The sequence below is a fragment of the Hyphococcus luteus genome (assembly GCF_002943565.1).
Taxonomy (GTDB): Bacteria; Pseudomonadota; Alphaproteobacteria; order Caulobacterales; family Parvularculaceae; genus Hyphococcus; species Hyphococcus luteus.
In genome coordinates this window covers 281,048-306,828 of sequence record NZ_PJCH01000017.1, presented here as the reverse complement: position 1 = coordinate 306,828, position 25,781 = coordinate 281,048, and the positions used below count along the sequence as shown (strand labels likewise).

At 62.2% G+C, this 25,781-nt stretch carries 29 protein-coding genes; 20 read left to right on the top strand and 9 right to left on the bottom strand.

Annotation, left to right across the window (positions count from 1 at the left end; translation table 11 throughout):
- The first annotated feature begins 121 nt into the window (after positions 1 to 121).
- The 16 genes from CW354_RS21930 (at position 122) to CW354_RS21855 (ending at position 15,568) form a co-directional block, all read left to right on the top strand.
- Complete coding sequence (locus tag CW354_RS21930) at positions 122 to 652, top strand: DUF3429 domain-containing protein (protein WP_165793897.1); 531 nt, start codon at positions 122 to 124, stop codon at positions 650 to 652.
- Positions 649 to 1,152 (top strand): hypothetical protein, encoded by a 504-nt coding sequence (locus CW354_RS21925; RefSeq protein ID WP_133162414.1) that lies wholly within the window; start codon positions 649 to 651, stop codon positions 1,150 to 1,152. Before CW354_RS21930 ends, CW354_RS21925 begins: the two co-directional genes overlap by 4 nt.
- Before the next feature lie 49 nt (positions 1,153 to 1,201).
- Complete coding sequence (locus tag CW354_RS21920; RefSeq protein ID WP_104832238.1) at positions 1,202 to 1,477, top strand: hypothetical protein; 276 nt, start codon at positions 1,202 to 1,204, stop codon at positions 1,475 to 1,477.
- Between the two features lie 85 nt (positions 1,478 to 1,562).
- Positions 1,563 to 2,597, top strand: a complete 1,035-nt coding sequence (locus CW354_RS21915) for a hypothetical protein (RefSeq protein ID WP_104832237.1) — start codon at positions 1,563 to 1,565, stop codon at positions 2,595 to 2,597.
- Between the two features lie 44 nt (positions 2,598 to 2,641).
- Positions 2,642 to 3,385: a sulfite exporter TauE/SafE family protein gene (locus CW354_RS21910; protein WP_104832236.1), complete on the top strand. Its 744-nt coding sequence runs from the start codon at positions 2,642 to 2,644 to the stop codon at positions 3,383 to 3,385.
- A 146-nt stretch (positions 3,386 to 3,531) separates the two neighbouring features.
- Complete coding sequence (locus CW354_RS21905) at positions 3,532 to 5,073, top strand: MmgE/PrpD family protein (protein WP_104832235.1); 1,542 nt, start codon at positions 3,532 to 3,534, stop codon at positions 5,071 to 5,073.
- Between the two features lie 207 nt (positions 5,074 to 5,280).
- Complete coding sequence (locus CW354_RS21900) at positions 5,281 to 5,712, top strand: nuclear transport factor 2 family protein (RefSeq protein ID WP_104832234.1); 432 nt, start codon at positions 5,281 to 5,283, stop codon at positions 5,710 to 5,712.
- A complete protein-coding gene (locus tag CW354_RS21895) occupies positions 5,712 to 6,203 on the top strand; it encodes a nuclear transport factor 2 family protein (protein ID WP_104832233.1) in 492 nt (163 codons plus the stop codon). Before CW354_RS21900 ends, CW354_RS21895 begins: the two co-directional genes overlap by 1 nt.
- 34 nt (positions 6,204 to 6,237) lie before the next feature.
- Positions 6,238 to 7,149 carry a methylisocitrate lyase gene (gene prpB / locus CW354_RS21890; RefSeq protein WP_104832232.1) on the top strand — a complete coding sequence of 304 codons (912 nt, stop codon included), beginning with the start codon at positions 6,238 to 6,240 and terminating at the stop codon, positions 7,147 to 7,149.
- 56 nt (positions 7,150 to 7,205) lie between these two features.
- Complete coding sequence (locus CW354_RS21885; protein ID WP_104832231.1) at positions 7,206 to 8,342, top strand: bifunctional 2-methylcitrate synthase/citrate synthase; 1,137 nt, start codon at positions 7,206 to 7,208, stop codon at positions 8,340 to 8,342.
- A gap of 8 nt (positions 8,343 to 8,350) precedes the next feature.
- The gene (gene folE / locus CW354_RS21880; protein ID WP_104832230.1) at positions 8,351 to 8,944 is read left to right on the top strand and encodes a GTP cyclohydrolase I FolE; all 594 of its coding nucleotides are present in this window, start codon (positions 8,351 to 8,353) and stop codon (positions 8,942 to 8,944) included.
- Positions 8,945 to 8,970: 26 nt separating this feature from the next.
- Positions 8,971 to 9,747 (top strand): enoyl-CoA hydratase, encoded by a 777-nt coding sequence (locus CW354_RS21875; RefSeq protein WP_104832229.1) that lies wholly within the window; start codon positions 8,971 to 8,973, stop codon positions 9,745 to 9,747.
- A 24-nt stretch (positions 9,748 to 9,771) separates the two neighbouring features.
- Positions 9,772 to 11,712: a cation:proton antiporter gene (locus CW354_RS21870; RefSeq protein ID WP_104832228.1), complete on the top strand. Its 1,941-nt coding sequence runs from the start codon at positions 9,772 to 9,774 to the stop codon at positions 11,710 to 11,712.
- Between the two features lie 96 nt (positions 11,713 to 11,808).
- Entirely contained in the window at positions 11,809 to 12,720 is a 912-nt protein-coding gene (locus CW354_RS21865; protein WP_104832227.1) for a sensor histidine kinase, read from the top strand.
- On the top strand, positions 12,707 to 14,422 hold the full coding sequence (locus tag CW354_RS21860; RefSeq protein WP_165793896.1) for an ATP-binding protein: 1,716 nt from the start codon (positions 12,707 to 12,709) through the stop codon (positions 14,420 to 14,422). Before CW354_RS21865 ends, CW354_RS21860 begins: the two co-directional genes overlap by 14 nt.
- A gap of 117 nt (positions 14,423 to 14,539) precedes the next feature.
- Positions 14,540 to 15,568, top strand: coding sequence for an isoaspartyl peptidase/L-asparaginase family protein (locus CW354_RS21855; RefSeq protein ID WP_104832225.1), 1,029 nt, complete (start codon positions 14,540 to 14,542; stop codon positions 15,566 to 15,568).
- On the opposite strand, the gene CW354_RS21850 is transcribed toward CW354_RS21855, so the two are convergent.
- The 5 genes from CW354_RS21850 to CW354_RS21830 form a co-directional block, all read right to left on the bottom strand.
- Entirely contained in the window at positions 15,569 to 16,489 is a 921-nt protein-coding gene (locus CW354_RS21850) for a 1-phosphofructokinase family hexose kinase (protein WP_165793895.1), read from the bottom strand.
- A gap of 16 nt (positions 16,490 to 16,505) precedes the next feature.
- Positions 16,506 to 17,207 (bottom strand): RadC family protein, encoded by a 702-nt coding sequence (gene radC, locus CW354_RS21845; protein WP_104832223.1) that lies wholly within the window; start codon positions 17,205 to 17,207, stop codon positions 16,506 to 16,508.
- Between the two features lie 177 nt (positions 17,208 to 17,384).
- Positions 17,385 to 18,233, bottom strand: coding sequence for a type I methionyl aminopeptidase (gene map, locus CW354_RS21840; RefSeq protein ID WP_104832222.1), 849 nt, complete (start codon positions 18,231 to 18,233; stop codon positions 17,385 to 17,387).
- Positions 18,230 to 18,946: a DNA/RNA nuclease SfsA gene (gene sfsA / locus CW354_RS21835; RefSeq protein WP_104832221.1), complete on the bottom strand. Its 717-nt coding sequence runs from the start codon at positions 18,944 to 18,946 to the stop codon at positions 18,230 to 18,232. Before sfsA ends, map begins: the two co-directional genes overlap by 4 nt.
- A 481-nt stretch (positions 18,947 to 19,427) precedes the next feature.
- Positions 19,428 to 19,694: a type II toxin-antitoxin system Phd/YefM family antitoxin gene (locus tag CW354_RS21830; protein WP_104832220.1), complete on the bottom strand. Its 267-nt coding sequence runs from the start codon at positions 19,692 to 19,694 to the stop codon at positions 19,428 to 19,430.
- Positions 19,695 to 19,839: 145 nt separating this feature from the next.
- On the opposite strand from CW354_RS21830, the gene CW354_RS21825 reads away from it, so the two are divergent.
- Complete coding sequence (locus CW354_RS21825) at positions 19,840 to 20,598, top strand: competence/damage-inducible protein A (RefSeq protein ID WP_104832408.1); 759 nt, start codon at positions 19,840 to 19,842, stop codon at positions 20,596 to 20,598.
- Between the two features lie 12 nt (positions 20,599 to 20,610).
- Here CW354_RS21825 and CW354_RS21820 read toward each other — a convergent pair whose 3' ends face one another.
- From CW354_RS21820 to CW354_RS23770, 4 genes are all read right to left on the bottom strand, one after another.
- Positions 20,611 to 21,429, bottom strand: a complete 819-nt coding sequence (locus CW354_RS21820; RefSeq protein WP_104832219.1) for a cyclase family protein — start codon at positions 21,427 to 21,429, stop codon at positions 20,611 to 20,613.
- A 79-nt stretch (positions 21,430 to 21,508) separates the two neighbouring features.
- Complete coding sequence (locus tag CW354_RS21815) at positions 21,509 to 22,024, bottom strand: PH domain-containing protein (RefSeq protein ID WP_104832218.1); 516 nt, start codon at positions 22,022 to 22,024, stop codon at positions 21,509 to 21,511.
- Between the two features lie 48 nt (positions 22,025 to 22,072).
- Positions 22,073 to 22,516 (bottom strand): phasin family protein, encoded by a 444-nt coding sequence (locus CW354_RS21810; protein WP_104832217.1) that lies wholly within the window; start codon positions 22,514 to 22,516, stop codon positions 22,073 to 22,075.
- Between the two features lie 77 nt (positions 22,517 to 22,593).
- Complete coding sequence (locus tag CW354_RS23770) at positions 22,594 to 22,980, bottom strand: YrhK family protein (protein WP_207764950.1); 387 nt, start codon at positions 22,978 to 22,980, stop codon at positions 22,594 to 22,596.
- 32 nt (positions 22,981 to 23,012) lie between these two features.
- Between CW354_RS23770 and CW354_RS21800 the strand changes: the two genes are divergently transcribed.
- The 3 genes from CW354_RS21800 to CW354_RS21785 all read left to right on the top strand — a co-directional run bounded on the left by CW354_RS21800 (position 23,013) and on the right by CW354_RS21785 (position 25,690).
- Positions 23,013 to 23,732: a PEP-CTERM sorting domain-containing protein gene (locus tag CW354_RS21800; protein ID WP_104832216.1), complete on the top strand. Its 720-nt coding sequence runs from the start codon at positions 23,013 to 23,015 to the stop codon at positions 23,730 to 23,732.
- Between the two features lie 176 nt (positions 23,733 to 23,908).
- Positions 23,909 to 24,592: a VPLPA-CTERM sorting domain-containing protein gene (locus tag CW354_RS23765; RefSeq protein WP_207764949.1), complete on the top strand. Its 684-nt coding sequence runs from the start codon at positions 23,909 to 23,911 to the stop codon at positions 24,590 to 24,592.
- A 576-nt stretch (positions 24,593 to 25,168) separates the two neighbouring features.
- Positions 25,169 to 25,690, top strand: coding sequence for an REP-associated tyrosine transposase (locus tag CW354_RS21785; RefSeq protein ID WP_104832213.1), 522 nt, complete (start codon positions 25,169 to 25,171; stop codon positions 25,688 to 25,690).
- Positions 25,691 to 25,781 lie beyond the last annotated feature (91 nt).

Sequence of the window (25,781 nt, the reverse complement as noted above, 5' to 3'; positions counted from 1 at the left end):
GAGGGCAAGCGTGAATTTTTAACCGCTCATCCCGGCGAAAGCCGGGATCTGGAGCAGCCCGGAAATAGATTCCGGCCTTCGCCGGAATGAGCGGATCAGGGACGGGAAGATGGAGGCGATAATGAGCTATGCAGATGTTCTTGAGCTTCGCCGTTTTGGAAACCGCAAAGAGACGAAGCGCCGCGCTCCTTCCGTCGTCGCATCGGAAGATGTTAAAACCGGCGCCGCGCAGCTTCTCGCCTATCTCGCGGCCGCGCCGCTCATCGCCGCATCGCTTGTGATCGTCGCCGGGAGCGAAGAGGCGGCGCGCATATCCATCTATTTCATGAGCCTTTACGGCGCGGCGCTGATCGTCTTTTTCGGGGGCGTCAGATGGGGCGTCGCGGTGATGAAAGAGGGCGGGCCGACCATGGGCGCGCTCTTCGGCGCCGTCCTGCCGCTCGCCGCCGCCATGCCGCTCTTCGCGCCGATCGGCGGCGTGTTCTGGAAATTTCCTGTGATTATGGCCGTCATTGCGATCCTCTTGCTGGACGACCTGAAGGCCACGGCCCGCGGTTCCGGTGCGCCCGCCTGGTATCTCGCAACGCGGCTGCCGCTGACGGTGCTGATCGAGCTTGCCTTTGTCATCGCCATCACGGGAGCGGTGAAATGACCCAGGTGGAGACAAAGTTGAAAACGCCAGAAGCCGCTGATCCCGGTGAAAAGATCGGGCGCCGTTTTGCAATTTTTTGCGTCTATCTCGTCCTCGGTCCGCCGGTGGGCGGGCTTTTCCTCATCGCGGGGGCGCTGCTCACAGCGGGCGCCTCAGTCTTTACCGGGAATGGAGACGGAATTTCCAGCGGCTCTGGGTGGGACACCATTTTTGGCGTGTTCGCCCTCACGCCTTTGGTGCTCATGTTCAGCTATCTGTTCGGCGGGCTGCAGGCGGCGGCGACGGGGCTTTTCCTCGCTGTTTTTTCCGGAAAGGAAGGCCGGTTCGGCTACATCCTCGCCGTGCTGGCGCCGGTTCCGCCAGGGCTTGTGGCGTTGTTCGTAATGGGCCGCGACGGTTTAAGCGGCGGCCTTGCGCTGGGCCTTCTCGGCATTCTCGCCAGTGTCACCCTGCGCTTTGTCTTCCGCAAAAGCTTCGGGCGCCGCCCGCCGGAACTTTAGCGCCGGGCGCCTGTTCTCCTCATGAGGCAATGACAGGGAGGCTTGGCTCATGACCTCCGCCAATGACAATCCGCAGGGAACGACGCCGGACAAACCCGCCGGCCATTACCGCCGCCGCGCTTATGCGCTGTGGATCGGCGCGCTGATCGGCGTTTTTCTTCTTTACATGATCGCGCCGGTGCTGCTGCCGTTGTTCGACCTGCCGCCGCGCCTTCTCGCCGCGCCGCTGGTCTTTATCGAGATCGCGCTGGTTCTGTTCGGGCTCGGCTGGCTGGCCTTTTACGTTTTCGGCGCGCCGCGCAAGAAAGACCGCGGCGCCCGATAGAATTGCATCGCTCTGGCCTGCAGTGCGATTGTCATGATCAAGCACAGGGCGTATGCATTTCCCCGCAACAAAGACGGGGCTTTAAATGCAACTTTTGCGCTTGTGGGCTGCGGCCGGGATTTTCACGTTAGCGGCCTGCGCCTCAGCGCCGGTTGGCGGACGGGCGCCAGCTGCGATAGCCTTTCCGGTCATCGGCGACATTCCGTATAGCGATGAAGACAGCTATGTTCTCGAAGAACAGATCGTTCCCGCCGTCAAGGCTGGCGGCTATCCCTTCGTCATTCATATCGGCGACTATAAGAGCGGCGGCGCGCCATGCACGGCGGAAAAAGACGACGCCTTCGCCGCGCTGATCGAAGAGTTCGCGCCGGTTCCCGTCTTTTATACGCCCGGCGACAATGAATGGACCGATTGCGACCGTTTCGAAGATCCGGCGACGGGCCAGCCCCAGTCTGAGCTTGCGCGCCTCGACATCATCCGCACGCGGTATTTCAAGGAGCTTGTTGCGGCGCCGGAGGCGATGCAGGCGACGGCGCAGCCGGACGCGCCGGAGAATGTGATGTGGCGTTATAAGCGCGTGCGTTTTGCGACAGTCCATGTGGTCGGCACGGGCAATGGCCGCCGGGCGGTTGCGGGCGACGATCCAGCCGAAGCCGGACGCCGCGCGGATGCGCGGGAAGCCGCCGCGCGCAACTGGATTACGGCCGCCTCGGCCGCTGCGAAAACCGAAAACGCCAAGGCGCTCGTCATCGCCATGCATGCAGACATGACCGATGTTGACAATGCTGTCTTTGGCGAGCCTTGCGCCGGCGCGGCGGCGGCGCGCGAACAGCGTTGCGACGCGTTCGTCGCCTTGCGGGCCGCCGTGCGGGATGCGGCCGCAACGTTCGGCGGGCCGACGCTCCTCATTCACGGCGACACGGCGCCCTTTACGCTGACGCAAAGCTTTGGCGGAGATGAGGCTGACAATCTCTGGGTTTTGAACGCCGCCGGCGATCATGGCGTGACGGCGGAAGGGTTTCATTACGGCCTGCAGGATTCGACCCTGGTCGAGATCCGGCCCGGCGCCGCGGCGCCGTTTTCCGCGCGCGGCGTCGCTGAAGGCGCGCCGGCCGACTGACGTTTTTTGTTGACGCCGGCCCGTGACTCCGCGCTGCTGACAATATGGAATTCTGGAAGCCCCTGTTGCTCTTCGCCGCCGGCGTCGTTTCCGGATGGATCAACGTCATGGCCGGCGGGGGCTCGATCATCTCCGTGCCGGTGATGGTGTTTCTCGGCCTGCCGGGGCCGGTCGCGAACGGCACCAACCGCATCGGCATTATCGCCCAGAATGTGATGGCGGTGTGGGGCTTTTTCCGCAAAGGCTTTTCCGATTTCAAACTGAGCGCGAGCCTCGCCGCCTGCGCGTCGCTCGGCGCTTTTTTCGGCGCCAATGCCGGCGTGCGCCTCGAAGGCGCCTGGTTCGAGCGCACGCTCGCCATGATCATGATCGGCGTGTTGATCATCTCCATGACCGGCTTCGGGCAGAAACGCGTCTCCCCGGAGGACAAGCCGAAAAATCTCCTGCTCGGTCATTTGCTGTTTGTCGGCGCTGGGTTCTGGGGCGGCTTCATCCAGATCGGCGTTGGCCTTATCCAGCTTCCGATTCTCAATCGCGTCATGGGGCTCGATCTTGTGCGCGCCAATATGCACAAGGTTTTTATCGCGCTGGTTTTCTCTTTCGTGTCGCTTGCGGTCTTCGCCGCCCAGGTCGAAATCGAATGGGAGCTGGGTCTGGCTCTCGGGCTCGGTTATGCACTCGGCGGCTGGCTGGGGGCCCATTCCGCTGTTTCGCGCGGGGAGGGGCTGATCCGCAAAGTGTTTTACCTCGCGCTTGTCGCTATGGCTGTTAAGCTATTGTTTTTCTGATATAAGTTTTCCAGAGGCGTTATGACGCCTTTTCCGTGAGTGGACAGCTTGTCGCAGCGGGGAGTAGGAGGGCGCCGAACGTATCCGGGCGGTCCCCCGAACCCCGCCCATCCCTGTTTACTGGCCCGAAAAGAGGTTTTGCTCCCATGGAAATCCATGACGTCCGCGCCCATCGCTCCAAGGACAATCTGAAGCGCGAAGATCAGCTCGCCTGGAAGATCGCCGAAGTCGCCGCCGACCCGGTGGAGGTCGACGCCGAGGCGACGGACATGATCATTAACCGCATCATCGACAATGCGTCGGTGGCCATCGCCTCTTTGAATCGCGGGCCCATCAAATCGGCCCGCGCCATGGCGAACGCGCATCTGCGCGCCGGCGGCGCGAGCCTGTTCGGTCTTCCCGCCGATCACGCCGTCTGCGCCGAATGGGCGGCCTGGGCGAACGGCACGGCGGTGCGCGAGCTCGACTATCACGACACGTTTCTGGCCGCCGAATATTCCCACCCCGGCGACAACATCCCGCCGGTGCTGGCGGTTGCGCAGCAATGCGGGCGTGGCGGGCGCGATCTCGTGCGCGGCATCGCGACCGGCTATGAAATTCAGGTCAATCTCGTGAAGTCGATCTGCCTGCACGAGCACAAGATCGACCATATCGCCCATATCGGTCCGTCGGCCTCTGCAGGCGTTGGCACGCTTCTTGGTCTGCCGACGGAAATTATTTATCAGTCGGTGCAGCAGGGCCTGCACACGACGGTGACCACGCGCCAGTCGCGCAAAGGCGAAATCTCTTCATGGAAGGCCTTCGCGCCGGCCTATGCGGGCAAGCTCGCCATCGAGGCCGTCGACCGCTGCATGCGCGGCGAGGGCGCCCCGTCGCCGATTTATGAAGGCGAGGATTCGGTGATCGCCTACATCCTCAACGGCCGCACCGCGCGCGACCGCGGTGAAAGCCCCTACGAGCCTGCCTATCATGTGCCGCTGCCGGGCAAAGGGGAAGCGAAGCGCGCCATCCTCGACACCTACACCAAGGAGCATTCGGCTGAATATCAGAGCCAGGCGCTGATCGACCTCGCCTTCCGCATGGGCAAGGAGATCGAAAAGCGCGGCGGCTTCGACAAGGTGAAGTCGATCGTTCTGCACACGTCGCATCACACCCATTACGTGATCGGCACGGGCTCGGGCGATCCGCAGAAGATGGACCCGAACGCCTCGCGCGAAACCCTCGACCACTCCATCATGTATATCTTCGCCGTCGCGCTGCAGGACGGCGAATGGCACCATGTGAAATCTTATGCGCCCGAACGCGCCCAGCGCGAAGACACGGTGCGTCTCTGGCATAAGATTTCGACGACGGAAGATCCGGAATGGACGCGCCGTTATCACAGCCAGGACCCGAACGAGAAAGCCTTCGGCGCGCGCGTCGTTGTCACGTTCGAGGACGGCTCGGAGCTTGTCGACGAACTCGGCATCGCTAACGCCCACCCCTTCGGCGCGCGGCCGTTCGCGCGGCCGGAATATATCAAGAAGTTCAAGACGCTCACGGACGACATTCTCGACAAGGCGGAAAGCGAACGTTTCCTCGATCTCGTCCAGCAATTGCCGAACCTTTCCGCCGAGCAGGTGAAACAGCTCAATCCCGTGGCGCCGAAAGGCTATCTCGTTGAAAATGAAACAAAGGGGATATTTTGATTTTGGGAAACCAGCCCCCTCAGTCGCTTCGCGACAGCTCCCCCCGTGAATGGGGGAACAGGGCGCATGGGGCGCGTCTTTTCTCCCCCGCTTGCGAGGGAGGTGTCGGCCCCGGGCCTCGTCCGGGCGAGACGGAGGGGGGCGATCCTTCGCGACGGATTGAACATTCTGTAAATGCTCAATCCTCCTCAGGATGAGGGAGGGCTTATGACGGAATTAAAAGACAGTGCTCAGACTGCTTTGGCCCGCTGGCGTGAGGTGGCCGCTTCCGGCGATTTTTCAAAAGTCGGCGAGATTGCGCGTAAGGATGTGATTTTCCGTTCGCCGGTCGTTTACAAGCCTTACAAAGGCCGCGAAGCGCTGACGCTGGTGCTCACGACCGTGATCAAGGTGTTTGAAGACTTCACCTATCACCGCCAGTTTGTTTCGGAAGACGGTCTGAGCGTCGCGCTTGAGTTCAGCGCCCATGTGGGCGGCAAAGAATTGAAGGGCGCCGATTTTATCAAGTTCGGCGAGGACGGGATGATCGAGGAATTCGAAGTGATGATCCGCCCCGCCTCCGGCCTGATGGCGCTGGGCCAGGCCATGGGCGCGAAGCTTGAAGGCAAGCTCGACATTCTCAAAGGGGGAGATGCGTGATGAAGCGAAAAGGACTTTTCCTGCTTGGCGCCGCCGCTTTGCTTGCCGCCTGTGCGGAACAACCGGCGACTGAGCCGTCCGTCGATCACGAGGCCGCGATTGCGGAGATCGACGCTTTGCGCAGCGGCTTCGAAAGGGCCGTTGCGGAAGGCGACATGGCGGCGCTCGGCGCGCTGGTCACGCCGGAGGCGATTATGCTTCAGCCGGGGTCTGCGGACTGGAAAGCCATGCAGGCGCTTGCCGCCGGCGCGCCTTTTCCGCCGGGCGCCGAAATTCGCATCACGCCTTTCGAGACGAAGATCGTGAATGCGACATGGGCGTTTGAGCGCGGCGCGTCCCTTGTCGCTTATGCCGATCCTGCGAGCGGCGATGAAATCGTCTTGCGCGATGCTTATCTCCTGATTTTCCGCAACGACGGAGAGGGATGGCGGCTTCACCGCGAAGTCGCCAGCGCCAGCGAGCCGCCGGAAGGCTGGCCGGCCGCCGACTGATCCAATGACTTCTGAAAGATGAAAGAATAATCACATGCTGTTTACGAAAAAATCCGCCGCTGAAAAGCGCGAAGCTTTCCGCAAAGGACTCGCCTCCGGAAAACTGTTGCAGTTTCCGGGCGCCTTCAATCCGCTCTGCGCGCAGATGATCGAGCGCAAGGGCTTTGACGGCGTTTACATTTCGGGCGCGGTGATGGCCGCCGATCTTTGCCTGCCGGATATCGGTCTTGCGACCATGACGGAATTCGCCGAGCGCGGCCAGCAGATCGCGCGCGTCACAGACCTGCCGTCCTTTATCGACATCGACACCGGCTTCGGCGAGCCCATGGCGGCGGCGCGCACGGTGCGCACGATGGAGGAGGCGGGGCTTTCCGGCTGTCACATCGAAGACCAGGTGATGCCCAAACGCTGCGGCCATCTCGACGGCAAGGAGATCGTGTCGACGGACGTGATGGTCCAGCGCGTCAAGGCCGCGGCGGAGGCCAAGCGCGATCCGAATTTCGTTCTCATCGCGCGTTCCGACGCCCGCGCCGTCGAAGGGCTCGAAGCGTCCATCGACCGCATGAAAGCCTATGTGGACGCGGGCGCCGACATGATCTTCCCGGAAGCCATGAAGTCCGAACAGGAATTCGAAGCGGTTCGGAAAGCCCTCGACGTGCCGATCCTCGCCAACATGACCGAGTTCGGCAAGTCGCGTCTTCTGAACAAGAAAGAGCTCGAAGATCTCGGCTTCAATGTTGTCATCTATCCGGTGACGACCTTGCGCCTCGCCATGGGCGCCTGCGACCGCGGGCTCGACGCCATCCTCAAGGACGGCGACCAGAACAACATCCTCGACGAGATGCAGCACCGGCGCGATCTCTACGATCTTCTGCGCTATCACGAATACAACAAGTTCGATGAGTCGATTTACAACTTTCAAGTCAGCGACACGCCGACGGAGTAACCCCGACAAAACAGCAATGCGGCGCGAGGCCGGAGAGCAGGGCAGGAGAAAAGATAATGAGCGAAGTAGAAGTGCAATACGGCCTTGCGGGCGTTTATGCGGACGATACGGCGATCTCCAAGGTGATGCCGGAGATCAATTCGCTGACCTATCGCGGCTACAAGGTGCAGGACCTTGCAACCCAGTGCCGGTTCGAGGAAACGGCTTATCTCATCTGGAACGGCGAATTGCCGACGCAAAGCCAGCTCGATGCGTTTAACGCGGCGGAGAAAAAAGAGCGCGGGCTTTCCGGAGATCTTTACAAGGTCATGGGGCTGTTCAATCCGAAAGCGCATCCCATGGACACGCTGAGGACCGCGATCTCGTTTCTCGGCCAGGAAGACGAAACTGCGGACGATTCCTCGCCGGAAGCGCTGATGGAAAAATCCATCCGCATGTATGCGAAGATCCCGGAAATCGTCGCGGCGACCTATCGCCTGCGCAACGGCAAACAGCCGATCCCGACGACGAAGGACCTCGCCTTTTCGGAAAACTTCTTCCATATGTGCTTCGGCGAAGTGCCGGCGCCGGAGATCGTCAAATGTTTCGACATTTCCATGACGCTTTACGCCGAACATTCCTTCAACGCCTCGACCTTCACCGCGCGCACGATTGCGTCCTCGACCTCGGACATTTATTCGGCGGTGACGGGCGCTGTCGGCTCGCTGAAAGGCCCTCTGCATGGCGGCGCCAATGAAGCCGTGATGTATATGCTCAAAGAGGTGGGCTCGGCGGAAAAGGCCAAAGACTGGATGCTCGACGCCCTCGCCACCAAGAAGAAAATCATGGGCTTCGGCCACCGGGTCTACCGCTCCGGCGACAGCCGCGTGCCGACCATGACCGAGGCCTACAAGAAAATGGTCGACGTTATTGGAACTGACGAGGCTAAAAAGTATTGGGAGATGAGCCGCATTCTCGACGAGACCATGGTGGCGGAAAAAGGCATCTATCCGAACCTCGATTTCCCGGCCGGTCCGGCCTATTATCTCATGGGCTTTGAGATCCCGATGTTCACGCCGATCTTCGTCGTGAGCCGGATCACCGGATGGACGGCGCATGTTATGGAGCAGCTGGCCAACAACAAGCTCATCCGGCCCCTTTCGCACTATGTCGGCGAGGGCCAACGCGAGGTGACGCCGATCGCCGCCCGATAGGAGACTTTATGAGCGGTCAATTTGGAGAACGCACCGAGGAACAGCGCGAACGCGCGCTTGAAGCGGTGCGCGAGCTTATCCGCTGGATCGGCGACAATCCGGCGCGCGAGGGGCTAAAAGACACGCCTCGGCGCGTCGTCGACGCCTATCTTGAATATTTTCAAGGTTACGATCAGCAGCCGGAAGACTATCTCACCCGCACCTTCGAGCAGGTGGGCGGTTATGACGAGATCGTCCTTTTAAAGGAGATTCCGTTTCACTCCCATTGCGAACATCACATGGCGCCGATCATCGGCAAGGCGCATGTCGCCTATCTGCCGACCGACAAGGTGGTGGGCATTTCGAAACTCGCCCGCGTGGTGCAGGCCTACGCCCGGCGCCTGCAGGTGCAGGAGCGGCTGACGGCGGAGATCGCGGACTGCATCCAGAAAGTGCTGGAGCCGCAAGGGGTCGCCGTCGTCATCGAGGCGAGCCACGCCTGCATGACAGCGCGCGGCGTCAACACGCCGGGGGTCTCCATGACCACGAGCCGCATGATGGGCGTCTTCCGCGAAGACCAGAAAGCCCGTGAAGAAGTGATCAAGCTCATCGGCATCAAGTGACGAGAAGCAGCAGTCAGGAAAACCTCATGCCTTACGAATGCATCCTTACCGAAACCGACGGCGCGGTCGCCGTCATCACGCTGAACCGGCCGGACGCGCTGAACGCGTTCAACCGGCAGCTCATGGATGAACTGACCGATGCGGTGAAAAAATTCGAAGCGGATGACGCCATTGGCTGCATGGTCGTCACCGGCTCGGAAAAAGCCTTCGCCGCAGGGGCCGACATCAAGGAAATGGCCGACAAGGATTATATCGACGTTCTCAAGGAGGATTTCATCACCGCCAACTGGGAAGAGGCGAGCCGTGCGCGAAAACCGATCATTGCGGCGGTCGCCGGCTATGCGCTCGGCGGCGGCTGCGAGCTCGCCCTGATGTGCGATTTCATCATCGCTGGCGACAACGCCAAATTCGGCCAGCCGGAAATTTCCATCGGCGCCATGCCGGGCGCCGGCGGCACGCAGCGCCTCGCGCGCTTTATCGGCAAGTCCAAAGCCATGGAAATGTGCCTGACGGGCCGGATGATGGACGCCGAGGAGGCCGAGCGCTGCGGGCTTGTGAGCCGCATCGTGCCGAAGGGCGAGCTTCGCGAGGAAGCGATGCGCGTCGCCAAGCAGATCGCCGGCTTCTCCCGGCCCATTACGATCCTGACCAAGGAATCGGTGAACCGCGCCTTTGAAACGACCTTGGCTGAAGGCGTGCGCTTCGAACGCCGGGTCTTCCATTCGGTTTTCGCCTTTGAAGACCAGAAAGAAGGCATGGCCGCCTTTGCGGAAAAGCGCAAACCGGTGTTCAAGAACCGGTAACGGCCGCTCCCCGCGGGAGACTGAATGGAAAATCTCGTCCTCGCCTTCGCCATTATCGGCGTTCTCGGCATTGGCGCGCAATGGCTCGCCTGGCGCTTCAACCTTCCGGCGATCGTGCTGATGGCCGTCGCCGGCATTCTCGCCGGGCCGGTTTTCAATATTTTCTCCGCTTCCGATGCGCCGCCGGGAACGCCGCCCATGGAGGCGCTTTTCGGCGACTTCTACCGGCCGATCATCGCCGTCGCGGTCGCCGTCATTTTGTTCGAGGGCGGGCTGCAGCTCAATTTCTCCGAATTGCGCGGGCTGACCCGCGGCGTGCGCCGGCTTGTGCTTCCCGGCGTTCCCATCGCCTGGTTTCTCGCCGCCATCGCCGGCTACCTGATCGCCGGGCTGACCTGGCAGGCGGCGCTTTTGTTCGGCGGGATCATGGTCGTCACCGGCCCCACGGTGATTATTCCGCTCCTCAGGCAGTCGCGGCTGAATGCCCGTCCGGCGACGCTTTTGAAGTGGGAAGGCATCGTCAACGACCCCATCGGCGCGCTGCTCGCTGTTCTGGTCTACGAATTTCTCGTCATTGGCGATCATAGCGGCACGTCGATTGAGATCGTCAGCTCGCTTGTTTTGGCGGCGCTGCTTTCCGCCGGTCTTGGTTTCGCCTTCGGGCGGTTCACGGCGACGTCTTTCCGGCGCGGCTGGGTTCCGGAATATTTAAAGCCGCCGGTGCTCCTGGCGCTGGTGCTTGTTTGCTTCGAGCTCGCGAACCTCATGCAGGAGGAGGCGGGCCTCTTGTCGGTGACGGCCATGGGCGTCACCCTCGCCAATTCGCGCATCGCCAGCATCGATGATTTGCGCCTGTTCAAAGAAAACATCACGGTGATGCTGGTGTCGGGGGTGTTCATCATCCTCACCGCCAATCTCACCATGGGCGACATCGCCGCGCTCGATTGGCGGTCCTTCTGGTTCATTATCGCCATGCTGTTTGTGGTGCGCCCCCTGACTGTGTTGATTGCGACAGTCGGCGCGGGACTTCCCTGGAAGGAGCGTCTGCTGGTGGGCTGGATCGCGCCGCGCGGCATCGTCGCCGTTGCGGTGACGGGCTTTTTCGGCGCGTCCATGACCGACGCCGGCTATCTCGACGGCGACAAGGTCATTGCGCTCGCCTTCGCCATGGTGTTCGCCACCGTCGCGCTGCACGGGTTTTCGATATCGCCTTTGGCTAAAGCGCTGGGGCTGGCCTCGCGCGAAAGCCCCGGCGTCCTCATTATCGGCGCGTCGCCTTTCGCGATCTCACTTGCGACCAAGCTGAAGGAGATGGAAATCCCCGTCATGGTCGCCGATACGAGCTGGCGGCGGCTGAAGCCCGCGCGTCTCGCCAATGTGGAGACCTATTACGGCGAAATCCTCTCCGAAGTGACCGAGCACCATCTCGACCTCAACCGCTTCGGCTATCTGCTCGCGCTCGGCGGCAACGAGGCGCATAACGCGCTCGTCGCCACCGACCTGGCGCCGGAGCTCGGCCGCGCCGCGATCTTTCAGGTGAACGCTCGCGGCAAGGACGAAGAAGACCGCAAAGCGCTGTCCTACACGCTGCAGGGGCGCACCTTCCTTCAGTCCGGCCCGGCGCTCGACGAGCTGGTGCGCCGCCATTATTCCGGCTGGATCTTCCAGCGCACCAAGCTCTCGGACGAATATCCCCCCGAGCAGTACAAAAAGGATTTGGGCGCCGAAGGCGAACTCGTCCTTGTCATCCGCAAAGGCGTCATCAATTTCGCTTCGCCCGAGGTCCCGGTGACGCCGGAAACCGGCGACATCGCGCTCGCCTATATTCCAAAGCCTTCCGAGCCTAAAGAAAAGCCCGCGAAACAGGACAAGGAAAAAGAGGCGAAGGCGGAAAAGGACAAGGAAACGGCGCCGGATAAACCGGCTGACGAACCGCCGGCGCCCCCGGCTGACGACGTTGTCTGAAAGCCGTTTTACCTTCGGTTAACCATGATTTTCAGCGGCGATTGCTTAACGGCGCATTAGCGCTTGGCGGATAGTTTTTCCGTCAGGGACAGTCACATGCGTACGCTTCGCTCATTCACTGCGTCACAGGGCTCGCGGCTCGCCGATTACGGCGCGCGCGTCAGCGAATTGTTGATTCGCCGCCGGGCCGAGCTGGAGGCGCGCGCCGCCCGCATGGAGGCTGAATTCGCCATCAAGGCGCGATCGGAATTTCTGGCCAATATGAATCACGAATTGAGAACGCCGTTGAACGCAATCATCGGCTTCGCCACCATGCTGCGCGACAGCGACGACTATCAGATCGGCGAGGAGCAGCGCCGCACCTATTCGGAATATATCCTTCAGTCTGCGGATCTGTTGCTTGGCCATATCAACACGCTGCTCGAAGTGGCGGCGCTCGAAAGCGGCCGCGTTGAAATTCATTCCGCCGCCATCGACTTGCGGGCGCTGCTCGATGACGCCATTGAACGCGCGCAGATCCGCGCCGAGGTGGCCGGCGTCGAAGTGAGGCGCCAGAGCGAGCATGACGAGGTCGTCGGCTGGGGCGATCCGGAACGCACCGCGCAGGCGGTCGACCATCTGATCCAGACCGCGATCAAGCTGAGCGACGAAGGCTCCCGGGTTCACGCGCGCGCCTCGATCGGCGCCAGTGGCTGGCCGGAAATCACGGTGCGCGACCAGGGCGACGGCTTCACCGAGGAAGATCTCGAAGAGGCGCTCGAAGCCTTTACGGAAATCCATCGCGGTCTCGACCGGTCCTTCCTGGGGCCGGGCGTCGGCTATGCGGTCGCAAAGACTTTCGTGGAAATGCAAGGCGGCCGCTTCGCCATCGAAAGCCGGTCAGGGCAGGGGACGCGCGCGACGATTTCATTGCCGCCGGCGGAAGCCGGTCATGACAGCGGCGAAGACGACGACGCGCCGGAGGCGGACGAAGACCGCATCGAGGAACGGGACGATGACGCCGCATAAATCATCGCACAAGAAATCACCTTTTGCGCGTAAAGGGGGCGCCTCGCCGACAGCCGAGGCGTTCGACCAGGCCTTCCAGGACAAACCGCGCGTCGGAACGGTGGTTTCCGTCACCGGCTCTCACGCGCTTGTCATGCTGGATGAGGAGACGGCGGATTCGGAACGCGCGTCGCGCCCGCAGCTCGGCGCCATTATGAGCGTCGATGCGGGTTCGTCCATCGTCCTCGGTCTTGTTTCCGCCATGAGCATGCCGGCGCCGAGCCTCGACGCCGGCGGGCTCGACATGCGGATCATCGAAATTGAGCTCATCGGCGAGTTTACGAAACCGACGATCAATGCGCCCGCGCGTTTCCGCCGCGGCGTTTCCGCCTATCCGACGCTCGGCGACAATGTGCATGTGGCGACCCGCGACGAACTGACGGCGCTGTTCGCCGTCAATGGCGCGGCGAGCGTGCGCGTCGGCGTCGTCAAGCAGGACTCTTCAATCCCGGCGACCGTCAATGTGGACGAGATTTTCTCGCGCCATTGCGCCGTCCTCGGGACGACGGGCGCGGGCAAGTCCTGCGCCATTGCGCTCCTCCTGCGTGCGGTCCTGCAGCGCTTTCCCCATGCGCATATGGTCATTCTCGATCCGCATAATGAATATGCGAACAGTTTCGGCGACGGCGCCGTCGTTTTCGATCCGACGAATTTTTCGCTGCCCTACTGGATGCTGACTTTCGACGAGCTTGTCGAAGTGCTCTATCCGGGCCGGGCGCGCGATTCCGAAGAAATCGAAATTCTCGCCGATCTTCTGCCGGCCGCGAAAAAGATGAATCTGGGCGGGGCCGGGCGGGGAAGCCGCCTGCGCGCCGACACCTCGGCGGTGACGGTGGACACGCCCATGCCTTACCGCATTTCCGAACTGCTCGGGCTGATCGACAAGGCGCTGGGTGGGCTCGACGCCGCGCGTTCGGGCGCGCCTTACAAGCGTCTTCGAAGCCGGATTTACACCATCAGCCAGGACGCGCGTTACGCGTTCATGTTCGGCAGTCTCACCGTTCAGGACACGCTGAAAGACATGCTGAGCGAGCTCTTCCGCATTCCCGTGGACGGTCGCCCGGTGAGCGTCATCGAACTTGGCGGCCTGCCGGCGGAAGTGGTGCAGGTCGTTGTCTCCGTCGTTTCGCGCCTCGCCTTCGAATTCGGCTTGTGGAGCAAGGGCGCCGCGCCCATTGCGCTCGTTGTCGAGGATGCGCACCGTTACGCGCCGGCGGACGCGAAGGAAGGCTTCGGGCCGACCCGCCGGTCTCTCATTCGCATCGCCAAGGAAGGCCGCAAGACCGGCGTTTCCTTGTGGATCGCCTCGCAGCGCCCGACGGAGCTCGACCCGACCGTCCTTTCCCAGTGCAATACGATCTTCGCCATGCGCCTTGCGAACCAGGCGGACCAAGATGCGCTTCGCGCTGCTGTCCCTGATGCGTCGACCAGCCTCTTAAGCTGCCTGCCGTCGCTCGGCCTTGGCGAAGCCATCGCGGTCGGCGAGGGCGTGCCCATGCCGACGCGCATCCGTTTCGATGCGCTGCCCGCCGACGCGGTGCCAAGGAGCCTGACGGCCTGTTTCACCGATGGCTGGTCGGTGGACATCGAAGACAACAGCTTCATCGACCGCATTGTCGAGCAATGGCGCGCCCAGCGCATGATGACGCCGGATATCGACTGATTTGGCCGCTCATCCCGGCGAAAGCCGGGATCTCCATGCGGCGGATTGCGTTGCAGCTTTTCCTTGATCGCTTCCGCCGGCGCTTCCACAATGGCGCGCAAACGGAAGGGGCGATTCATGCGGTTTGTACTTGGATTTCTGGCGGCGTTATGGGCGGCGGGGGCCGCGTTTGCAGCGGATGAGGCGTCCGCGCCCATCACTATCGTCATTCACGGCGGCGCCGGGGCGCTCGCGCCCGGCCGCTACACGCCGGAAGAAGAGGCCGCTTACAAGGCCAAGCTCGGCGAAGCGCTCGATGCAGGCTACGCCGTTCTCGAAGAGGGCGGCGCGGCGCTCGACGCGATCGAGGCGGCGATCGTGACGATGGAGGACTCGCCGCTGTTCAACGCCGGCAAAGGCGCTGTTTTCACCCGCGACGGCAAGAACGAACTCGACACCTCGATCATGGACGGCAGGACCCTGAACGCCGGCGCGGCGGCGGGCGTCACCACCGTGAAAAACCCGATTAAGCTTGCCCGCGCGATCATGGAAAACTCCGAGCATGTGATGTTCGCGCGCGACGGCGCCGATAAATTTGCAAAAGAACAGGGCCTCGATCTTGTCAAACCGGAATATTTCCGCACCGAACGCCGCTGGAACGCGTACAAGAAGGCGCTGAAGGCGGAAAAGGAAGCGGCGAAAGACGGCAAGGGCGCCGCCCTGCCGCATCCCTTCAAATACGGCACGGTGGGCGCCGTCGCGCTCGACGCCGACGGCAATCTCGCGGCGGGCACGTCGACCGGCGGCATGATGATGAAGCGGTATGGCCGGGTCGGCGACTCGCCGATCATCGGCGCCGGGACCTTCGCCGACAATAAATCCTGCGCCGTCTCGGCGACCGGCTGGGGCGAGTATTTCATCCGCCTCACCATTGCGCGGGACATCTGCGCGCAAGTGGAATACGCCGGCAAGACCGTTGAAGAAGCCGCGGATGACGTCATTCATCATCGCCTGCCGGATCTCGGCGGCGACGGCGGCGTCATCGTCCTCGGCCCCGACGGGTCTTATGTGATGAGTTTCAACACCAAGGGCATGTTCCGCGGGGTCAAAAACGCCGACACGCAGATGGTGGCGATCTACGGCGAAACCGAAGCAACGGAAGAATAATCAGCCGCCGCTGAACAGCTTCTTCACGTCTGCGGGATCGAACAGCGCCGTGCCTTCGCTCATGCGCGTCGCCGCGGCGGCGGCCATACCGAAACGGAGCGCGTCTTCCGGCGCCTCGCCGCGGCAGAGCGCCGTGACGAGCCCGCCGACGAAACTGTCCCCGGCGCCGACCGCGCTTGAGGCGCGCACCTTGTAGGCGGGGGCGGTGAAAACGCCGTCCGCGTTCGCCAGGAGCGATCCGTCGCCGCCATGGCTCACCACCATGTTCTGGACGCGGCCTTTGGATACCATGTCCTTTGCGTAAGTTTCGATCCCGTCCGGCCATTTCAGGGTCTTGCCTGCGACGGCCGCATATTCATGTTCGTTCTGGCGCAGCATGTAGACGCCTTCATCGAGCGCCGCATCGAGCCCGCTGATGGAATCGAGCACGAAGCGCGCGCCTTCCTGTTTGGCGAGGTGCGCCGCTTCCGCCCAGAAATCCTCCGGCGCCCCCGGGGGCAGCGACCCGCTGCCAACGACGAAATCGCCGGGCTCGGCCTCCTCGCGCACGGCGTTGAAAAAGCGCCGGATTTCCCCTTCGCTCATTTCCGCGCCGGGCAGATTGAAGCGATATTCATTGCCTTCCTTGCGATTGTTCACATGGAAGGCGAGGCGGGTGTCGCCGGCGATGGGGATCATCCGCATGGGAACGTTTTCCGACGCGAGCGATTTTATCAGTGCATCGCCATAGACCCCGCCGGCGGTGTAGATCGCCAGCGTATGGGCGCCGAGCCGGGCGCAGGAACGGGCCACATTAACGCCGCCGCCGCCCGGATGCATTTGCGGATCGCGGCAGCGGATTTTGCGGTTCGGCTCGACGAAATCGGCGGCGACGGCGTAATCGAGCGCCGGGTTCGGGGTGAGGGTGATGATGCGGGTCATGAATGAAGCCCCAATCCTAAAGAAGTCCCAGCGTTTTGAAACTCGCATGGCGGTCATGGCCGATGACGAGATGATCGTGCACGCGGATATTAAGCGCCGATGCGGCTTTGACGATCTGATTGGTCATGTCGACATCCGCCTTTGAGGGCGTCGGGTCGCCCGAGGGGTGGTTGTGCACGAGAATAATCGCCGAGGCGCCGAGTTCGAGGGCGCGCTTGACGACTTCGCGCGGATAGACCGGCGTGTGGTCCACGGTGCCGCGCTGCTGCACCTCGTCGGCGATGAGGATGTTCTTCTTGTCGAGAAAGAGAATGCGGAAAAGCTCGGTCTTTTCATCGGCCATGGCCGCGCGGCAATAGGAGAGGAGCGCGTCCCAGGAGGAAATGACCGGCCGTTTCAGCACCCGCGCCTGAGACAGCTTGATCGCCGAGGCGTGGATGATCTTGAGCTCCTGCGCGACATTTTCCGAGACACCCTTGATCTCCATGAGGCGCTCCATGGGCGCGGCCAGCACCTGCGGGAAGCCGCCGAAGGCCGCGATCAGGTCTTTCGCCAGCGGTTTGACGTCCCGGCGGGGAATGGCGCGGAATAAAATGAGCTCCAGAAGCTCGTAATCCTGCACGCCGTCGACGCCGGCTTTTTTAAAGCGTGCGCGCAACCGCTCGCGATGCCCCGCGGCGTGATTTTGCGTGTCTTTCTGGAGGGTGTTTGGTTTCACGCAGCTATCCCCGTCCGCTCATCCCCGCGAAAGCGGGGATCCAGAATCCCGGAGTTTTACAGGAAGCGCAAGCATGCTTGTTTCAGCCATATTTTCTGTGCCGTTTCCCGTTAGCATGCAGGCTTTATTGGATTCCCGCTTTCGCGGGGATGAGCGGCTGGAAAACGCAACAGGAAATCAATAAGGCGGCTTGTCGAGGCCCTTCGGCGATTTGGTGAAAATCTCGAAGCTCGTTTCGGTGACGGCGATGGAATGTTCGAACTGGGCGGAGAGGGACTTGTCGCGCGACACGGCGGTCCAGTTGTCTTTGAGCAGCTTCACGTCCGGCTTGCCTTCGTTGATCATCGGCTCGATGGTGAAGAACATGCCAGGTTTCAATTCCGTTTCCGGCGCCTGGTGAACGCCGCCCCAGCGGTCTTTATATTCCGCATAATGAACGACATTGGGCGCGTCGTGGAAGACGCGGCCAAGCCCGTGGCCGCAGAAATCGCGCACCACGGAAAAGCCCTGACCCTCGGCGATCATTTGGATGGCGCGGCCGATATCGCGCAGGGTCGCCCCGGGCTTCACTGCTTCGATCCCCGCCATCATGGCGTCATAGGTCGTATCCACAAGGCGGCGCGCCTTCACCTTGGGTTCGCCGGCGTAGAACATGCGGCTCGTGTCGCCATGCCAGCCGTCGACGATGACGGTGACGTCGATATTCATGATGTCGCCGTTCTTTAAGAGTTTGTCGCCGGGAATGCCGTGACAGATCACATGATTGAGCGAGATGCAGCTCGCATGGCGGTAGCCGCGATAGCCGATGGTTGCGGAAAGGGCGCCGTGATCCATGACGAAGTCGCGGATGAGATTGTCGAGATGGCCGGTGGTGACGCCCGGCTTCACCTCGCCGGCGATCATGTCGAGGCATTCGGCGGCGAGCCGCCCGGCCTTGCGCATGCCCTCGAAATCCTCCGCGCCGTGGATCTTGATCGACCCGGTGCGGATGTCCTGTTCTTCGTCGTCGAGCATGCTCTCGGTCATGTCGTCTCCAGATCGATCTCAAGCGCCTTGCGCAGCACTACCTCTGATGTGGTCACTTCGCAATCATAACACAGGAGTTCAACCCCTGCGGAAGCCGCCGATTTCAAGGCCTTAGCATAGGCGGGGTCGAGATCGGCGGCGGGAGCGAAGCGGCGGCAGTCGGCGCGCTGGACGACGAACAGCATCACGGGCCGGGCTTGCTTCGCGTCCGCGAGGCGCGAGAGCTCCTCAAGATGCTTGGCGCCGCGCTTGGTGACGCTGTCCGGGAATTCCGCGAGCCCGGGCGTGCGCGACAGGTGCACATTCTTGATTTCCACATAGCAGGGTTTTTTCCGCCGCCCCCCGGAAAGCAGAAGGTCAATCCGGCTGCCTTCGCCATATTTCACCTCCCGCGCGATCTCGCCATAGCCGGAGAGTTCGGGGATGACGCCCTTGTCGAGGGCTTCGGGGACGATGCGGTTGGGGTTCGTCGTGTTGACGGGAATGAGCACGCCGCCGATCTCTACAAGCTCCCATGAGAAGGCGAGCTTGCGTTTCCTGTCGCCATGCTCCCACAGCCAGACTTTCGCGCCTTCAACCGCGACGCCGAGCATGGAGCCCGGATTGGCGCAATGGGCCGTGACCTCGCGCCCGTCATCCAGAAGGACATCGGCGAGGAAGCGTTTATAGCGTTTGACAAGACGGCCGGCGACGAGCGGCGAAGGCAGGCGCATAGGCGATGACTATCTCCTGATTTCAAAGCGCGCAAGCAAAGGTTGATTCGCGGCTTTGCGGATTCATCATTTCCGATGAATTCTTCAAGGAATCCCGCCTTCGGTGCGTAGTTATCCACCAACCTTGCGGCGGTGTTATGCTCGCTCTCACGTGTCATTCCGCACGCGGCGAAGCCATTCCTTCGTCCTTCGAGACACGGCGCTGACACGCCGTCCTCAGGATGAAGGAATGGCTTCGGACCGGCCTCTTCATCCTGAGGAGCCGCCGCTCTTACGGCGGCGTCTCGAAGGACGGCCGGTCCGGCGGAAGGGCCGATCGCGCGCATGCGCGTTTCGGGATGGCAAATGAAAGAAAGAGAATCTCGTGAAACACGCCGTGGAACAATTACCGCAAATGGCGCCAAACTCCGCTGAAAGCCAGGAAAGACGCCATTTAAAAGAAAGAGAGACTCGCGTTTACGTAAATTGTTCCACGCGGCGGTCAGCGCCCGGCGCGCTTCATGAGCCGGGCGAGAACGCGCACCGCCTTGTCGTCATTGGCGGGGGCGTTTTCGATATCGGCGAGCGCCTGCGCCACCTCGCTGCGCAGGGCTTCGTCTTTCAGCCGGGCGAAGTCGCGATAATCGGATGGCGAGATGACGACCGCGACGGTGCGCTTGTGGCGCGTGACGGCGACCGGCGCGGCGCGCGCCTCGTCGACAAGAGCGCTGAAATGACGGACGGCTTTATGGGCGGTGATCGTTTTCATGATGGACCTTTCAATGTTTATCGCCGCGCTGCTTCCTTTATAAAAGAAGCGTACGGATGAATTTCAAGAAAAAGATTCGCATGTTTTTCAATTGGCGTTGCGGGGAAAACCGGCTATGACCATTGAAAAAAACAGAGGACAGGCAATGCAAAAGACGGCGGCCATCTTGGCGATCGGCGATGAAATCCTTTCCGGGCGCACGCGCGATGCGAATATGCATTATCTCGCCGGGTGGCTGACCGAACGGGGCGTCGACCTCATGGAGGCGCGGGTCGTTCCCGACAATGCGCAGATGATCGGCGAGGCGCTGAACGCGCTGCGCGAACGGTATGATTACGTCTTTACGTGCGGCGGCATCGGGCCCACCCATGACGACATCACCATCGACGCCATTGCAGCGGCGCTGGGACGTCCCGTCATCGAGCACCCGCGGGCGGCCGCCATGGTGCGCGCTTATTACAAAGGCAAGGGAGACGAAGTGACGCCGGCGCGCCTGCGCATGGCGCGCACGCCCGACGGCGCCGAGCTTATTGAAAATCCCGTATCCGGCGCGCCGGGCGTCAGGATCGAAAATGTTTTCGTCATGGCGGGCGTGCCGAAGATTTTCCAGGCGATGCTGAACGCTATCGAGGGCGAGATCGAGCATGGCGTGCGGCTTTATTCCTTTGCGGCGACGGCCCGCAATCTTCCCGAATCGACCCTGTCCGATCAGCTGCGCGATATTCAGGCGGCGCTGAAAGACGTCACGCTCGGCAGCTACCCCATTGAAGGCGACGAAAAGGGCGTCACCGTGGTGGCGCGCTCGCCCGACGCCGACACCGCGAAGAAGGCGATCAATGCGGTCGCGGCCGCCATGCGCGCGCTTGGCTTCGAGCCGGAAATGGAAGACCGCAAAAAGAAATAAGGCGCTGAAATTCTATTCTTTCGGCGCGAGCGCGACGGCGCGTAAAGGCCCGCCCGATCCGCCCTCGATTTTCATGGGCAGCGCCATGACATAAGCGCCCGTCGGCGGCAGCTGGTCGAGATTGGCGAGGTTTTCGAAGCCGGGCGTGTTGGCCGCGCCCATGATCCGGTGAACGGGAAAATCCGTAGACGGACCGTAATCGGTCGAGGCCGTGTCTATGCCGAGCGCCGCCGCTTCGCGTTCTTCGATGAGAAAGCGCGCCGCATCCGCGCCGAAACTCGGAAAGGCGAGGGCGGACGGATCCGTTCCGCCGAGATAGGCTTTTGCATTCGGCCAGTATTGCGACCAGCCGGTGCGGACAAGGACGATGGTTCCGGGCGCGATTTCGCCATGGATGATTTCGAAGGCGAGAATGTCGCCGGGCTTGACGCGATAGAGCCGGTCCCCGGCGGTCCTGTCCGTCACGTCGATGACAACCGCCGGCGCGATCAGCCGCGACAAGGGGACGCTCGCCGCATCGTCGCCTTCGGAGTCGAAATGATAGGGCGCGTCCATATGCGTGCCGCCATGCTCGGCCGTGGCGATGTCGAAAGCGGCGTACCAGCCGTCTTCGCGCTCGCCTTCGAAAACGGTTTTTTTCGAAAAGCCTTTTTTATCCGTAGGCCAATAGATCGTGTCAGGAGCAAAGGCGTGACTGAGATCGACGATCCGGTAGCGCTCAAGGTCAAGGGAAGGCGGCGCCGGCTCGGCGTCCGGCGCCGGCGTGCACGCCCCGAGCCACAACGCCGCCGCTGCGGCGGCTCCAAGAGAGTGTTCCGCCAGTCGCCCCATGCCCGGTCCTTCCCGAATCCCGGCTGTAGCGTGAAAACCTACCGCGGTTCCGCCGTCCCGGCAAATGGGGAAAAAACGGTCAGGCGGCCTTTGCCGCGCCGCGGGCGCGCATGATGGCGGCTTCAATTTCCTTACGGACTTTTGTGGGGCTTCCGACGACCGGAAACTCGACCGTCGAATCGCCCGTGCCGCGCACTCTCAGGACGCCATAACCGAGGATCCGCCCGAGAAAACTCTGCTTCACCAGCACTTCTTCGATTTCGTCCAGCATGACTTCATGGCTGGCGCGGGCGATCATGCCGGTCTTGAGGATCAGCCGCACGGAGGTGACGGCGATCACCGTTGTCCATTTGCGCACGAAGCGCGACAGGCACAGAACGGCGCCGAGCGTCAGCGACGCGCCCGAGAGATAGGCGAGGCTTTCGCTGAGGAAGTCGTGGCGCAGCGCATCCATCCTCAGGGCGTAAAGCCACAGCCCTGTGGGGATCGCCGAAAAGACAAGCCAGACCCAGCTGCGGAAATCATACGTCCAGTTGAAATGCGCGCGGTAAAGATAGTCCTCGCCCGGCGCGAGCGTGCGTTTCACATAGCCCATTGGCCCTCTCTTTCCCGCGCCGCACTACAACAGCCTATGGCGGCCGGTTCAGGCGGCTTTGCCGGCTTTGTCCGCCTCGGCGGCGTGTTCGTCGAGATCGTCGAGCACTTCTTCGGCGCGCTCTTCCACCGGCTCCAGCGTGGCGTTGGTGATGTCCGCCGCCATGTGCAAAAGCTTCGAGGCTTCGTCGGCGTAATCGCGCAGCGCGTCTTCAACAAACTCCGCCTGCGCATGATAGGCGGTTTTGCTGGTTTTTGCGGTCATGAAATTTTGCGCGCAAGCGAGATCCTTCTGGAAGCGCTTGCTCATGAAATCCAGCATCTCCCAGTTCAGTTTCGCCGCGCCGGAAATGCAGGCGCTGGCGGCGCGCGTCGCGAAGTCGAGATTGCGCGCGCCGGTGTCTGTAAAGTCGCCCGGATCGAAAAGCGGGAACGGCGTCGCATGATGTCCGGTCTTGGGTTTGGCGGCTTTGGTTTTGGCGGATTTGGCCATGGAGGACCTCCCTCAAAAAAGCGCTTTGGAATGGTAGCGAAACTAGCCGGGGCGCGACAAGGGGAAGTTGATTTGCATCAATCCTTCTGGCCGTTTTCCCTGTCCTCGTACAGCGAGACAAGGAGCTGGCCGGCGGCCCCGATCAGCATGCCGAAGGAGCCGGCGATAAACAGCCATACGCCCGCGGTTTTATAGGGCTCCAGCGCCGGCAGGAAGAAAATGCTGCCGATGAAAAAGGCCAAATTGCCCACAAGACCGAGGGAGAGGTGGATCCAGCCGAAATCCTGGACGAGGGTTTTGATGAAATTGGCGATGGCGGGCCTCCTTTCCATATGCCGGCGGGGCGGGCGCACCCAGCGCTCTTTTGGGGCGGCGAACAGCTTTCCCGGCGCCGGGTTTTCCCGCAAGACGCGGAAATCCGGGCGCGCCGCCCGGCATTCGACAGGCGCGCCCGGATGGCGCATAATAGATGCTTCGTTGTCAGGGGGAGTTGATAATGAAGCACAGTCTCATCCTTTTCGCGGCGCTCGCCGCTTTCGCAGCCGCGCCGGCGCAGGCCGGCGTTCTCTATACTTTCGCCTATACCGGCGAGATCGCCGAGCTCGGTCTCGACGACGGCCTGTTCGGCGCGCCGGGCGACACGGAGATCGGCGATACGTTCTCCGGCAGCTTCAGCTATGTGGTCGGGCCGGAAAATCCCGACATGCAACCCGGCGACGCGACGGTCGGCCAGTATGCGATCCAGTCGGCAGGCGTTGACGGAACCCTTCTGCCGCTGGGGCCGGTCCCGGTCTTCGGCGGGATCGTGACCCATGAACCGGGGGGTGTGGCCCTGCCGCCGGCGCCGCCGGACGACGGCGAGGACTCGCTTGTCATTCCGCTCGGTTTCGATCTCGGCGACTATGCGACGGTCAGCCTCCGCTTCGAGGCGCCCTATGAAATGGCGTTTACGGACGATTCCCTTCCGGCGAGCCTCGATCTGTCGGATTTCGTCATCGCGGAAATCGTCGGCAAGGAAGCGCCGGCTCTTTCCGTATCCCTGGCGCAGAACCTGAACGACGACGTGGAGACCCTGGTCGATCGCGGGGTCATCACCTCGCTCACGCTCATCTCCACGACGCCCGTGGGCGAGGTTCCGCTGCCGGCCGCGCTGCCGCTGTTTCTCGCGGGGGTTGGCGTTGTCGGCGCGGCCGCCCGCAGGAAGCGCAGGGCGTAAGGCCCGGCGTCCCGGAAATTCGCCTTATGCGGGCGCCCGCCGCCGGGTTTCCCCCGATGTTTGTGACGGGCGGGGGAAATTTTCATCTTTTTTCGGCTCCGGAACGACGCCCGTGCTTGTAAGCTGGCGCCGAATTTGCGAAAGATAAAACTTGAAACAAGTGTATGGGGGTTTCCATGATGTCTCGCCTAAAATTCGCCGTCGCCGCTGGCGCGGCTTCTCTCGCGGCAGCGGGCCCCGCCTCCGCCGCCGAGATTTTCTTCGACAGCTTCGAAGCGCCGGATGTCGCCGACTGGGCCGTGTTCCAGGTCGCCGGCGACGGCAGCGACTGGACCGCCGAATTCGGCACGGGCATCGAGATCCAGGACGAAAGCCTCGGCATCACCGACGCCTATGACGGCGAACAATATGTCGAGCTCGACAGCGATTTCGCCCGCGGCGGCGACGCCGGCGCGAGCGGCACCAATTCCGGCATGGGCGCGCTGGTTCCTTTCGTCGAGGGCCGGACTTACGACATCTCCTTCGCCTACAAGCCGCGCACCGACGTGGCCGACGACAATATCATCCAGCTTTACGCTCTGGCCTATGACGGGGCGGATGTCGACAACGCCGTTCAACTTTTCGAGGTCAACGAAACCACGTCGACCCTGTCCGACTGGATGGTCTACACGGTGAGCTATACGGCGCTGGCCGGTTTCAACGGCATCGGCTTCGCCGCGGACGGCATCGAAAACTCGCTCGGCGGCTTTCTCGACGCGGTCAGCGTTTCCGAAGTTCCGCTTCCGGCCGCGCTGCCCTTGTTCCTCGCGGGCGTCGCCGGCTTCGGCTTCGCCGGGCGCAAGCGCAAGGCCGCCGCTTAAACCGGACGGCTTCAGCACTGAACAAAGACCCCCGCTGCGGCGGGGGTTTTTTGTTGCGGGGGGCGCCGGACGCGCGCCGGACCGTGAAACAATCCGCGTGAAACATTTTGACGTGAAACCATCGCGCGATGTTTTTAAACGGCGTATTTGCTGGCTTTCGGAAGAGTTTGGCGCCATTTGCGCAAAATGTTCCACGGGGGCTTCTGGCGCTCCTTTTTTGTCTGCGCCCCGCGCAAATGCAGAGCGCCCGGCGCGCATTATGCGCCCGCCGGAAAGGCCGGGGACGGAATTTCATATATTAAATTTCATCCTCGCTTTCGCGTTCGGGCTTATCCTGGAAGGTTTGCCGGAAAAGCGGGAACCGCCGAAAACAGGAGCGATGACAGGCTTGCCCGCCCGGCGGCGGTCTATGGACCCTCGCGCTTAAAGCGCGGGGAGGCGGGCCCGCCGGGCGGAACCGTAGGGCGGGTTGAAGCCGCAGGCGCAAACCCGCCGATGGCGCATCAGCCGCGGGGCGGAACGGCCCTGCGCCGATAGCCGCTTTGCCGCCCCTTTCGGCTCCGGCATGCTTTGCCCATGCCCAATTACCGGCGCGTTTTCGTCGAAGGCGGAACCTATTTCTTCACCGTCAATCTGCGCGATCGGCGGCGCGGGGTTCTTGTGGACCGGATTGCGGATATGCGCGCCGCCTGGCGCGAAACCGCTGCGGCCTGGCCGGTTGAAACCGTTGCTGCGGTCGTCCTGCCCGATCATCTGCATTTCATCTGGCGTCTTCCGGAGGGCGACAGCGATTTTTCAACGCGCATCCGGCTTATCAAGGCGGGCTTTACGCGCCGCCTCCCGGCCGGTGAAAAGTCCGACGGGCGCAAGGGCGAGCGCGGCGTTTTTCAGAGTCGCTTCTGGGAGCATCTGATCCGTGACGAAAGTGATTTCGACCGGCACGTCGATTATGTGCATTTCAATCCGGTGAAGCATGGATATGTGACGCGCCCGGAGGATTGGCCGCATTCGACGTTTCAACAATGGCGCCGCGAGACCGGGCGCCCCATAACCACGCCGCCGGAAGATTGGCGCCCTTGCCATCTCGGCGAACGGTAAAGTAGGGCGGGTTGAGGCCAAAGGCCGATACCCGCCGATCACGCGTGAGGCGAGGGGAGATGGCGGAGAGGCCGGGAAAGCGTAGGGCGGG

What these genes read in the sequence shown, in the direction of transcription:
- CW354_RS21865 (WP_104832227.1), top strand. Translation starts at nt 11,809, where the DNA reads ATGCGTACGCTTCGCTCATTCACTGCGTCACAGGGCTCGCGGCTCGCC.
- CW354_RS21895 (WP_104832233.1), top strand. Translation starts at nt 5,712, where the DNA reads ATGAAGCGAAAAGGACTTTTCCTGCTTGGCGCCGCCGCTTTGCTTGCC.
- CW354_RS21920 (WP_104832238.1), top strand. Translation starts at nt 1,202, where the DNA reads ATGACCTCCGCCAATGACAATCCGCAGGGAACGACGCCGGACAAACCC.
- CW354_RS21850 (WP_165793895.1), bottom strand. Translation starts at nt 16,489, where the DNA reads ATGACCCGCATCATCACCCTCACCCCGAACCCGGCGCTCGATTACGCC.
- CW354_RS23770 (WP_207764950.1), bottom strand. Translation starts at nt 22,980, where the DNA reads ATGCGCCATCCGGGCGCGCCTGTCGAATGCCGGGCGGCGCGCCCGGAT.
- CW354_RS21800 (WP_104832216.1), top strand. Translation starts at nt 23,013, where the DNA reads ATGAAGCACAGTCTCATCCTTTTCGCGGCGCTCGCCGCTTTCGCAGCC.
- CW354_RS21785 (WP_104832213.1), top strand. Translation starts at nt 25,169, where the DNA reads ATGCCCAATTACCGGCGCGTTTTCGTCGAAGGCGGAACCTATTTCTTC.
- CW354_RS21810 (WP_104832217.1), bottom strand. Translation starts at nt 22,516, where the DNA reads ATGGCCAAATCCGCCAAAACCAAAGCCGCCAAACCCAAGACCGGACAT.
- CW354_RS21900 (WP_104832234.1), top strand. Translation starts at nt 5,281, where the DNA reads ATGACGGAATTAAAAGACAGTGCTCAGACTGCTTTGGCCCGCTGGCGT.
- CW354_RS21870 (WP_104832228.1), top strand. Translation starts at nt 9,772, where the DNA reads ATGGAAAATCTCGTCCTCGCCTTCGCCATTATCGGCGTTCTCGGCATT.
- CW354_RS21915 (WP_104832237.1), top strand. Translation starts at nt 1,563, where the DNA reads ATGCAACTTTTGCGCTTGTGGGCTGCGGCCGGGATTTTCACGTTAGCG.
- CW354_RS21830 (WP_104832220.1), bottom strand. Translation starts at nt 19,694, where the DNA reads ATGAAAACGATCACCGCCCATAAAGCCGTCCGTCATTTCAGCGCTCTT.
- prpB (WP_104832232.1), top strand. Translation starts at nt 6,238, where the DNA reads ATGCTGTTTACGAAAAAATCCGCCGCTGAAAAGCGCGAAGCTTTCCGC.
- CW354_RS21910 (WP_104832236.1), top strand. Translation starts at nt 2,642, where the DNA reads ATGGAATTCTGGAAGCCCCTGTTGCTCTTCGCCGCCGGCGTCGTTTCC.
- CW354_RS21885 (WP_104832231.1), top strand. Translation starts at nt 7,206, where the DNA reads ATGAGCGAAGTAGAAGTGCAATACGGCCTTGCGGGCGTTTATGCGGAC.
- CW354_RS23765 (WP_207764949.1), top strand. Translation starts at nt 23,909, where the DNA reads ATGATGTCTCGCCTAAAATTCGCCGTCGCCGCTGGCGCGGCTTCTCTC.
- CW354_RS21860 (WP_165793896.1), top strand. Translation starts at nt 12,707, where the DNA reads ATGACGCCGCATAAATCATCGCACAAGAAATCACCTTTTGCGCGTAAA.
- CW354_RS21825 (WP_104832408.1), top strand. Translation starts at nt 19,840, where the DNA reads ATGCAAAAGACGGCGGCCATCTTGGCGATCGGCGATGAAATCCTTTCC.
- map (WP_104832222.1), bottom strand. Translation starts at nt 18,233, where the DNA reads ATGACCGAGAGCATGCTCGACGACGAAGAACAGGACATCCGCACCGGG.
- sfsA (WP_104832221.1), bottom strand. Translation starts at nt 18,946, where the DNA reads ATGCGCCTGCCTTCGCCGCTCGTCGCCGGCCGTCTTGTCAAACGCTAT.
- CW354_RS21925 (WP_133162414.1), top strand. Translation starts at nt 649, where the DNA reads ATGACCCAGGTGGAGACAAAGTTGAAAACGCCAGAAGCCGCTGATCCC.
- CW354_RS21930 (WP_165793897.1), top strand. Translation starts at nt 122, where the DNA reads ATGAGCTATGCAGATGTTCTTGAGCTTCGCCGTTTTGGAAACCGCAAA.
- CW354_RS21820 (WP_104832219.1), bottom strand. Translation starts at nt 21,429, where the DNA reads ATGGGGCGACTGGCGGAACACTCTCTTGGAGCCGCCGCAGCGGCGGCG.
- CW354_RS21855 (WP_104832225.1), top strand. Translation starts at nt 14,540, where the DNA reads ATGCGGTTTGTACTTGGATTTCTGGCGGCGTTATGGGCGGCGGGGGCC.
- CW354_RS21905 (WP_104832235.1), top strand. Translation starts at nt 3,532, where the DNA reads ATGGAAATCCATGACGTCCGCGCCCATCGCTCCAAGGACAATCTGAAG.
- folE (WP_104832230.1), top strand. Translation starts at nt 8,351, where the DNA reads ATGAGCGGTCAATTTGGAGAACGCACCGAGGAACAGCGCGAACGCGCG.
- CW354_RS21815 (WP_104832218.1), bottom strand. Translation starts at nt 22,024, where the DNA reads ATGGGCTATGTGAAACGCACGCTCGCGCCGGGCGAGGACTATCTTTAC.
- CW354_RS21875 (WP_104832229.1), top strand. Translation starts at nt 8,971, where the DNA reads ATGCCTTACGAATGCATCCTTACCGAAACCGACGGCGCGGTCGCCGTC.